Origin of the sequence: Anaerotaenia torta, from assembly GCF_050433395.1 — a bacterium.
GTDB lineage: Bacteria > Bacillota > Clostridia > Lachnospirales > Lachnospiraceae > Mobilitalea > Mobilitalea torta.
This window is the reverse complement of the sequence record NZ_JBNPXH010000004.1, coordinates 338018-347865: the sequence shown is the minus strand read 5'-3', so window position 1 is coordinate 347865 and position 9848 is coordinate 338018. Positions and strand designations below refer to the sequence as shown.

The 9848-nt window shown below is 47.3% G+C and carries 7 protein-coding genes and 1 tRNA gene; 6 read left to right on the top strand and 2 right to left on the bottom strand.

The window, feature by feature from the left end:
* Positions 1-98: 98 nt before the first annotated feature.
* On the bottom strand, positions 99-2156 hold the full coding sequence (locus HNQ56_RS09550) for a catalase (protein ID WP_429144991.1): 2058 nt from the start codon (positions 2154-2156) through the stop codon (positions 99-101).
* A gap of 152 nt (positions 2157-2308) precedes the next feature.
* Positions 2309-2381, bottom strand: a tRNA-Arg gene (locus HNQ56_RS09545).
* 499 nt (positions 2382-2880) lie between these two features.
* Between HNQ56_RS09545 and HNQ56_RS09540 the strand changes: the two genes are divergently transcribed.
* From HNQ56_RS09540 to HNQ56_RS09515, 6 genes are all read left to right on the top strand, one after another.
* Positions 2881-3675 carry a nuclear transport factor 2 family protein gene (locus HNQ56_RS09540; RefSeq protein WP_429144990.1) on the top strand — a complete coding sequence of 265 codons (795 nt, stop codon included), beginning with the start codon at positions 2881-2883 and terminating at the stop codon, positions 3673-3675.
* A 147-nt stretch (positions 3676-3822) separates the two neighbouring features.
* A complete protein-coding gene (locus HNQ56_RS09535) occupies positions 3823-4257 on the top strand; it encodes a hypothetical protein (protein WP_429144988.1) in 435 nt (144 codons plus the stop codon).
* A 124-nt stretch (positions 4258-4381) separates the two neighbouring features.
* A complete protein-coding gene (locus HNQ56_RS09530; protein WP_429144986.1) occupies positions 4382-5146 on the top strand; it encodes a pseudouridine synthase in 765 nt (254 codons plus the stop codon).
* Between the two features lie 18 nt (positions 5147-5164).
* Positions 5165-7183: an NAD-dependent DNA ligase LigA gene (ligA, locus tag HNQ56_RS09525; protein WP_429144984.1), complete on the top strand. Its 2019-nt coding sequence runs from the start codon at positions 5165-5167 to the stop codon at positions 7181-7183.
* Between the two features lie 162 nt (positions 7184-7345).
* The gene (gene metA, locus HNQ56_RS09520) at positions 7346-8251 is read left to right on the top strand and encodes a homoserine O-acetyltransferase MetA (RefSeq protein ID WP_429144982.1); all 906 of its coding nucleotides are present in this window, start codon (positions 7346-7348) and stop codon (positions 8249-8251) included.
* Positions 8252-8433: 182 nt separating this feature from the next.
* Positions 8434-9837, top strand: a complete 1404-nt coding sequence (locus HNQ56_RS09515; protein ID WP_429144980.1) for a sensor domain-containing diguanylate cyclase — start codon at positions 8434-8436, stop codon at positions 9835-9837.
* The last annotated feature ends 11 nt before the right edge of the window (positions 9838-9848 follow it).

Here is a 9848-nt window from a genome sequence, read left to right as displayed (position 1 = left end):
TACCAAAACCAGACGGTTTCATGCTATTTTTATGCCAGTTATTATTGAATTTTCAAGGTGCATAGGCACTTATTCAAGTGCGAAGTTTGAGTTATTAATTAATACGCAGTAATTCTCTCGAAATGCCGTCCCTTCGTAAATGCTTCCATGAAATTACCGGTATAGTCTTCCATATTCGTATTCTGCTGGCAGACGATGCCCGGTTCCGTGTTTTGTACATCGCCCAGCAGGATCAATAGAGCCTCCGCTTCTCCGCTTAAGCCAATGGTTTTATAGTGCTTATAGGTATCATAGAGAAAGCTTTGTACATCCGGCAGATTTTTGAGGGCTTCTATGTGGGGACCTCCGGGGATGTAAAGCGCATCATATAATACCGCGGCTGTGGTGGCATAAGTCTGATTGCATTCAACCGTATTGCTATCCTGCGCCAAAACTGATCCCAGAGCCTGGGATACCACATCAAAACAGGCACCTGCTGCGGTAAGCGCCAGAGTAATTGTGTCAAACTGCGCCTTATCAAAGCTGTTGCCGATCAGCACAGCCACCTTTTTCGTTTTAGGGCTGTTGGGGGTATTGGCTATGCTGAGGGCGGGAGAAGAAAATTCGGTAGGCTTTGATGCATTAGAGGGAGGAGCAGTGCCCAGACCCAGGGCCACCTTCCCGGCCAGTTCGGGGTCTACGTTGCCCAGCATATCCACAAGCCTCTGGCGGGTATTCTTGTTTTTACATTTCCCCAGCTCGAAGCGGAAGGCATCAATTATGTGCGCCTTTTCCCAATGGGACATACTGTTCCAAAACATGGCGGGCTGAGTATAATGATCCCGGAAGCTCTTGCTGCGCTCCCGTATAATATGCCCGTCCACCTTCTCCTGATAATGCCGGAAATGGCTTTCCCCCTCCCCGGCAGCGTGAGGCTGGCCGTTATTCAGGGCATTGGGGGAGTAAGCGGTCTGCCCCTCATCAATGGTCATGCGGTGCATGCCGTCCCGCTGATTATTGTTAATCTTTACAAGGGGACGGTTGATGGGAAGCTGATGAAAATTGGGGCCTCCCAGACGGGAAAGCTGGGTATCGAGATAAGAAAACAGTCTGCCCTGCAGCATGGGGTCATTGGTAAAATCAATGCCCGGCACCACGTTGGCAGGACAAAATGCCACCTGTTCCGTCTCGGCAAAAAAGTTAGTGACATTCTGGTTCAGCGTCATTTTGCCGATTCTCTGCAAGGGAATCAGTTCCTCGGGCCAAAGCTTGGTGCAGTCCAGAATATCAAAATCGAACTTGAATTCGTCCTCAGGATCCAGGATTTGAATCGCCAGCTCAAATTCCGCGGGATTGCCGTTGTGAATATTATCCCAAAGATCCCTGCGATTGAAATCAGGGTCTTTGCCGGCTATCTTCTGGGCTTCATCCCACACCAGGGAATGAACTCCCAGAAGGGGCTTCCAATGGAATTTTACGAATTTGAACTGACCCTGCTCATTGACGAGACGAAAGGTATGAATGCCAAAGCCGTCCATCATGCGGTAGCTCTTAGGAACTGCGCGGGGGGACATGAGCCACATGACGGTGTGCATGGTTTCCGGTGTATTCACAACAAAATCCCAAAAAGTATCGTGAGCGGAGGCCGCCTGAGGCATCTCGTTGTCAGGCTCCGGCTTTACGGCATGGATGACGTCGGGGAACTTGATGGCATCTTGAACAAAGAAAACCGGGATGTTATTGCCTACAAGGTCATAGTTTCCTTCCTGTGTGTAGAATTTTACTGCAAATCCGCGTATATCCCTCACCGTATCCGGGGAACCGCGGAAGCCGGCTACTGTGGAGAAGCGTACAAAAACCGGTGTGATCAAATTGGGATCGCTGAGAAAATGTGCTCTGGTCAGGTGGGAAAGACTCTCATATACCTGAAAATACCCATGTGCTCCGGAACCTCGCGCATGGACAATGCGCTCCGGTATACGTTCGTGGTCGAAATGGGTGAGCTTTTCCCGGAAGATGAAATCCTCCATCAGGGTAGGACCGCGCCGTCCGGCCTTGAGGGAGTCATCGGTGTTGTGTATGCCAACCCCCTGGTTGGTGGTGAGATAACCGCTGTCATGGCTGACTCTGTCGGCGTCGAGTCCAAGATACTTTTGATTTGATTTGCCTGTCTCCATAGAATGCCTCCTTAGAGTTTTTAGTAATAACTGTACTATTCCCTAAAACAGGTAATACATGCAAAAAAGTGCGACTCTATATAGATGATTTTATGTAAAGGCAAAGAAGCCGATTGCTTTATACAATCGGCTTCTTTCGGCAAAAATTATAATGCACCTGACTGGATTCGAACCAGCGGCCTTTCGCTCCGGAGGCGAACGCTCTATCCACTGAGCTACAGGTGCTTATGTCCGGCAAGAATAATTCTCCGGCTGCCTCAGACTATGCTATTATATACTATCTAAAAAGCAAAGTAAAGTAAGATTCACTATTTTCTTGATAAATTTCATCTGGATTTCAATTGAGGACAAAACAGGCCTCAAGGTAATAGAGATATTTTTCTTCACCTGTAGTTTAAAAATCTTTATGAGTATTTCACTTTTCCTATTGGGCGTTTTGGAGAACAGAACCTCATATGGCCGGGTTACAGGGCTTTCGAGCTTATTTGACAGAATACAGCATCCATATTTTTTACGGACCACATTTTTGTCAGCGAGACCCAGTAAATGGATTAAAATATCATAAATATTACAAAGATATTAAATCCTGTTACGAAAAAATGAAATATATAGGTTGATTTTTTCTTTTCTTTTTGGTAAAATAGGAGCAGTGAACATAGAAATATTACATAGAGCAGCATTTTACCGGGGACAATTTTCAGGGAAGCAGTGTAAGGAGACTATAATGAAGCTTAAATATAAAAAGATAATGTTATTAACTACAATGAGCACGATGGGAATTGGAATTCTTACCTTATCCGTCAGTCAGGATCGGCCCAGGGCTGAGGAAAGGGAGGCAAGAACGGCAATCAGCGCAGAGGTTCTTCCGGATGCGGAAGGAGATGTGAGTACACAACAGCTGCCGAAGGCAGCGAATACTGCTCTTGCAGCATCTCTGCTGGAAGCGACATCTACACCCACGCCGATTCCCTCTCCCACTCCAATACCGGTATATCCCATAGAGCAGGCCGGAACGTATCCGGTTATTGATACTCTTTTTGATTCTTATTATGATGCCAAGGAAAATTGTGATATTGATGCCATGAAGGAAATTTTGAGTGATCCGGAGATGGTATGCACGGAGGAGCTGCTTCAGACTAAGACGGAATATATCGAGGACTACCGCAACGTCAAGACCTATACGAAGAAGGGTATGATAGACGGAACCTATATCGTTTATGTATATCATGAGATTAAATTCACCAGCATTAATACGCCTGCTCCGGGACTTGCCAAGTTCTATGTAATAACGGACGGAGAGGGTAAGCTTAAGATTTTTTCCGGAGATATGGATTATGAAATAAGGGCATACTATGACGAGAGAGACGGAGATGAGGATGTGATTGCCCTTGTTGCCATGACGGATGAGAAGAGCACACAGGCTAAAGCAAAGGACCAGGATCTGAGCAATTTCTGGGAGAAAATTGATGCTATGACGGGCAAAGACGTCAGCGGCGAGGAAGAGACTTCTGCTGAATAATGATCCGCAAAAGCAGCGCCTTTTATCAGAAGTATAAAACTACTTCTGATAACTTATACTATCAATAGCGGAGCCGGGCTGGAATGAATTCCGGCACGGGCTTAATGGGAAAGCGGATATGCTTGATTAGTATAAGGAGTGTTGTGTATGATTGAAAATGTAGATCTGGATTTGCTGGAGAAGACCTATCAGAATGCCTCCATGGGGATCACGGCCATTGAAACCGTACTGGATAAGGTGAAGGATCAGCAGCTTAGTAATGACCTGCACAGGCAGTTGAAGGATTATCAGGAGATCGCATATAAGACAAGGCGCCAGCTGCGCATGAGCGGAGCCAAGGCGAAGGATGTTTCACGGTACAATAAAGCGGTCATGACGGGTAATGTAAAGATGAACATGCTTATTAATTCCTCGGACAGCCATATTGCCCAGATGGTAATCCAGGGCAGTACCATGGGAGTGACCCAGATGACCAGGCTGCTTCATGCGAATAAGGATGCGGATGGTTCCTGCACCAAGATAGCAGAAGAGTTTGTAAAAAAAGAAGAACGTAATATAGAGGTAATGAAGAATTATCTTTAAAGGTTATTGCTTTTTAGATAGTTATACTCTATTATTGAGAAGGATGGTAGCGTTTTACCGGTTGTGCCGGGAAGAAGCTTGTCATCCTTCTTTTAAGAGAGAAAGGAAAAGGGAAGGACAGGGTATGGCAAAGAGAACAAAACGGCTGACTGCTCAGGAAGAAGAGAAGGAAGAGGTCAGAATAAATAAATTTCTCAGCGAGGCGGGGGTTTGCTCCAGAAGGGAAGCAGACCGGTATATTGGGGAAGGAAAGGTAATGATCGATGGTGTTCCTGCGCAGATGGGCTCTAAGGTGACCAGGGATAACGCGGTTACCTTCTGCGGTAAACCGGTGCAGCAGGAAAAGAAGCTGGTGCTGATTGCCTTTCATAAGCCGGCAGGGATTGTATGCACCACGGATCATGACGAACCGGATAATATTATTGATTATATAGGCTATAATATGAGGATTTACCCCATCGGAAGGCTGGACAAGGATTCCGAAGGATTGATTCTTCTGACCAATGACGGTAACATTGTGAATAGGATTCTGCGTGCCGAGAATAATCACGAGAAAGAGTATATTGTCTCGGTCAATAAGGAGATTACGGCAGATTTTATTAAGAAGATGGGAGAGGGAGTGCCAATTCTGGACACTGTTACGAAGCCCTGCAAGGTGAAGCAGATTGATAAATATACCTTCAGCATCATCCTGACACAGGGGTTGAACCGGCAGATTCGCCGTATGTGCGAATACCTGGGGTACCGGGTGGTCTATCTGAGGCGCATACGGATTATGAATATCCTGCTGGGAAGGCTGAAGACGGGGGATTACCGCAATGTAACAGAGAAGGAGATAGAAGAGCTGAACCGTCTGCTTCGTGACAGCGGGAGCCGGCACAGGGCGTGAGAGGAGTATGGAGCGATTATGAATATCAGGAAAGAGATCGAGGAATTAAGAAGACAGATACAATATCATAATGACCGGTATTATAATCAGGATGACCCGGAAATTTCCGATTATGAATATGATCAACTGTCCCTGCGATTGCGCAAGCTGGAGGAAGAGCATCCGGAGTACGCAGATGCGGATTCTCCTACCCGGAAGGTGGGGGGGAGCGCAAAGCGGGAAGCCGGAGTCCTTGTAAAGCATAATGTTCCCATGCTTAGCCTCCAGGATGCATTTGAGCGGGAGGAAGTATACAGCTTTGTGGAGAAGGTACGGAAGGAGTATGGTGACCCGGTCTTTGTGGTGGAGAAGAAAATTGACGGCTTGTCCATAGCCCTTCGATACACGGACGGGATTCTGACCATGGGTGTGACCCGGGGAGACGGTATTATCCAGGGAGAAGATGTGACGGAAAATGTGAAAATGATCCGGGATGTGGTTACCCGGTTGAAGGAGCCGGTTCCTTATATCGAGATCCGCGGTGAGGTGCATATGAGGCTGGCGGATTTTGAAGAGGTAAATGAGCGGCTGGAGGCGGCAGGGAAGAAGCCCTTTGCCAATCCGCGCAATTGCTCTGCGGGCAGCCTTCGTCAATTAGATCCGGAGATCGTAAGGGAGCGTAAGCTGTCTCTTTTTGTATTTAATATTCAGGAGGCCAGGGGGATCGAGTTCAAGACGCATTCGGAAGGCCTGGAATGGCTGAAGAAGCAGGGAATTAAGGTGGTGGAAGGATACCGGCTCTGCAGTACGGCGGATGAGGTATGGGAAGCGATTCAGGAGATAGGAGAATCCAGAGGCAGCCTGGCATATGATATTGACGGTGCGGTAGTCAAGGTGGACAGCCTGGCAATACGGGAGCAGCTGGGTGCAACCTCTAAGGTGCCCCGCTGGGCCATTGCCTATAAATACCCGCCGGAGGCAAAGGAAAGTGTGGTCAAGGAGATACGCCTCACAGTGGGGCGCACAGGGAGAATTACGCCTACGGCCATTTTTGAGCCGATTCGCCTCTGCGGAACCAATGTGGAAAGGGCAACCCTTCACAATCAGGATCGCATTGATGAACTGGATGTGAGGGTTGGGGATACGATTTTAGTCAGAAAAGCGGGAGAGATTATACCGGAGGTTCTTTCGGTAAACAAAGAAAAACGTCCGGAAGGCACCATACCCTTCCGTATCTCTGACACCTGCCCCAGCTGCGGTGCTCCTACGGTTCGGGATGCCAATACGGCGGATACCAAATGCACCAATATCAACTGCCCGGCCCAGCTCAGCCAGCATATCATTAATTTTGTGGGCCGCAACGCCATGGATATCAAAGGCTTCGGTGAGGCTTATATTGAGGTTTTGATCCAGGAGGGGTATTTGAAGGACGTGGCGGATATCTATGATCTGAAGAATTACCGTGAGGAACTGATTGAAAAGGGCCTGATCGGAAAAGAGAAGAATACGGATAAACTGCTGAAAGCCATTGAAGACAGCAAAGAGAACGACATCGACCGTTTGATTACGGGACTTGGAATTAAAAATATAGGAAGGCAGGCAGGAGCTCAGCTGAAGAAGCGCTTCCGTTCCCTTCATGAGTTGATGAGCGCTTCCTATGAGGAACTGGTTGCCGTCGATGATGTGGGTGATATCACAGCCCGGTCCATTACAGAATTCTTTCAGCAGGAGGAGAACCGGAGGATACTGGACCGCCTGGAGAAGGCGGGAATGAATTTTACCTCATTGACGGAGGAAAGCAGTGAGAATCAAAGCTTTGCGGGAATGACTTTCGTTATTACAGGAACTCTGCCTTCTATGGGACGCACCGAGATGGAGGAGCTGGTGAAGAAGCATGGCGGCAAGGTATCCGGAAGCGTATCCAAAAAGACCGGCTATCTGATAGCGGGAGAGAACGCAGGAAGTAAGCTGACTAAGGCCCGGGAGCTGGGCGTGACGGTGTTATCGGAAGAGGATGTCCTTACAATGCTTGACAGCAGTCCGCAGCCGGAAGAATAGCTGATTGCTCTCATAGCAGGCAGAATAGCTGCTGGCCGTTGATAGAAGCGGAAAGAATAGTCGGCTTCTTGATTAATGATGGAATTTGTGTTAAGATAAGCTCTATTAACTGCTGTATTCGTGTCTTAGACTACAATAAATCTATAGAAATGGTGATGAATTATGCCCATAAAAGTACAAAGTGATTTACCGGCAAAGAAGATTCTCGAAGATGAGAATATCTTTATGATGGATGAAACCCGCGCGATGCACCAGGATATCAGGCCGCTGAAGATTGCCATATTGAATCTGATGCCGGTCAAGGAGGATACAGAGGTTCAATTGCTGCGCAGCTTATCGAATACGCCGATTCAAGTGGATGTTACCTTCCTGACCACAGGAACCTATGTGGGAACCCATACACCGACCAGCCACCTGGATCAGTTTTATCTTACCTTTGATGATATCAAAAGCCGTAGATTTGACGGTCTGATTATCACCGGCGCACCGGTGGAGCTGATGGAATTTGAAGAAGTAACCTATTGGGATGAGCTGGTCCGTATCATGGAGTGGTCCAAAACCAATGTTACCTCGACCCTGCATATCTGCTGGGGAGCGCAGGCCGGTCTGTATTACCATTATGGGATACAGAAGAGGACCTTGGATAAGAAGATGTTCGGCATCTTTGAACACCGGGTGCGGGAGAGAAAGATTCCCTTTGTCCGGGGCTTTGACGATATATTCTATGCGCCTCATTCCCGGTATACAACGGTAACCAGGGAGGATATCCTCAGCCGGAAGGAGCTGACCATACTGGCAGAATCGGAGGAGGCAGGGGTATTTATCGTAATTGCCGAAGAAGGAAAGCAGATCTTTGTCATGGGACATCCTGAATATGACCGAATCTCCCTGGATAATGAATATAAGAGGGATGTGGCAAAAGGGCTGGAAATTGCGCTGCCCAAGAACTATTATCCTGAGGACCGCCCGGAGGTCAGACCGAACCTTGTGTGGAGGGCGCATGCCAATGCGATGTATACGAATTGGCTGAATTATTATGTTTACCAGGTTACACCTTACGATTTGTAAAGAATTATTAATCCAGGCATCTGCTGTAAAAGCGGGTGCTTGATGCGCTTTTTCCCATGGTAAAGCATTGACGAGCAGTTACAATTGTTATACAATCATAGGTAAGGCAATGGGCCCTTATTCAGAAGAAGATGCTTCTGACCATAAACCGGGGCCTGATACAAGTTGGGAGAGTAGCATATATGGGACTGATGAGTGCTCTGCGAAGCAAGCCTGCGATTTTTCTGGTCTTGATGATAGCTGTTGCCTGCATCTGCATCATTGGGGTTGTTGCGGTATTGCTTTTACGGTTGGAGAATGAAAAGAAGGTTACGAAAGCGGCGGTAGAGCTTAGAAGAATTACGAACAGTATCCGGGCCGGACTGGTGCATTTTAATCTGGAGGATAATGGAAAGATACTGTACGCAAGTAACGGGTTTTACGAATTATTGGGCTACGAGAAGAATGTGGCCAGGGAAGAGAAGAAGGTAAGCCTGCTTGATTTTATTGATCCCAGGGATATTTGTGTTCTGGAGAATATTAAGAAGCAGCTTGACCAGGATTTGATTCGCTGTGATGTCCGTATGGTTGCGAAGGACGGCAAGGTTTTGTATCTGATGATGAATGGAAATTGTGCTGTGGGCAGGGACGGTAAACATACTCTATCTGTGGTTTTCCTGGACATTACAGAGCAGAAGAGGATGCAGGAGCAGATTTTGCTGGAAGGGGAACGTTACCGCATTGCTGCCGAGCTTTCGAAGAATGTTCTGTTTGAATACCTTATCAAAAGCGACGAGATGCAGCTGTCCGAGCGTTTCCGTGAGCTTTTCGGTATTCAGCCTTCGATTGCCCGTTTTTATGGTAATTGTTTGAAATGCGGAGAATTTATTCATCCGGATGATTGGGGTGTTTACCTGGAGTTTTGCGAGGAGCTGGCTGCCGGTAATAATATTATTGAGACAGAGTTTCGGATACGGGATAAGATGGGGGCTTTCATCTGGTGTCAGGTGATGGGCAAGACCATCTATGACGACGATAAGAAGCCGATTCGTGTTATCGGAAGAATGGCGAATATCGATGCCCAGAAGAAGGAACTGGAGGCCATGGAATATAAGGCCACCAGAGATCCGCTGACGGGAGTATATAATAAGGAAGTCACCATAAAGAAGATCGATAAATTCATCGCGGGAAGCAGTTCGGACCGGCATGTTCTGATGCTGGTGGATTTTGATGATTTTAAGAGTGTGAATGATACCTACGGGCATATTCTGGGTGACAAGGTTTTAATTTACGTGATCGGAAGAATCAAAGAAATCTTCTCGGAAGGTGAGATCATCGGGAGAATCGGCGGGGACGAATTTGTTGTATTCACCGGGGATATCACCAATATTGATGAAGTTCTGGCTAAGGCCAGGAAGCTGAACAGTATCCTGGATACCACATATACCAGCGGCAGCCACAGTATTCCCATATCCGGAAGCATTGGCGTGGCAGTCTATCCGGAAGCGGGAATGAATTATGAACAGCTGATGGAGCGGGCTGATCAGGCCTTATACAAGGTAAAGGAGCAGGGCAAGAATAATTTCATGGTCTATTCCTCCACGTGACGGATGGCTGC

Excerpts from the sequence above, each read along its gene's own strand:
- HNQ56_RS09550 (WP_429144991.1), bottom strand. The coding sequence starts at position 2,156 with ATGGAGACAGGCAAATCAAATCAAAAGTATCTTGGACTCGACGCCGAC.
- HNQ56_RS09540 (WP_429144990.1), top strand. The coding sequence starts at position 2,881 with ATGAAGCTTAAATATAAAAAGATAATGTTATTAACTACAATGAGCACG.
- HNQ56_RS09535 (WP_429144988.1), top strand. The coding sequence starts at position 3,823 with ATGATTGAAAATGTAGATCTGGATTTGCTGGAGAAGACCTATCAGAAT.
- HNQ56_RS09530 (WP_429144986.1), top strand. The coding sequence starts at position 4,382 with ATGGCAAAGAGAACAAAACGGCTGACTGCTCAGGAAGAAGAGAAGGAA.
- ligA (WP_429144984.1), top strand. The coding sequence starts at position 5,165 with ATGAATATCAGGAAAGAGATCGAGGAATTAAGAAGACAGATACAATAT.
- metA (WP_429144982.1), top strand. The coding sequence starts at position 7,346 with ATGCCCATAAAAGTACAAAGTGATTTACCGGCAAAGAAGATTCTCGAA.
- HNQ56_RS09515 (WP_429144980.1), top strand. The coding sequence starts at position 8,434 with ATGGGACTGATGAGTGCTCTGCGAAGCAAGCCTGCGATTTTTCTGGTC.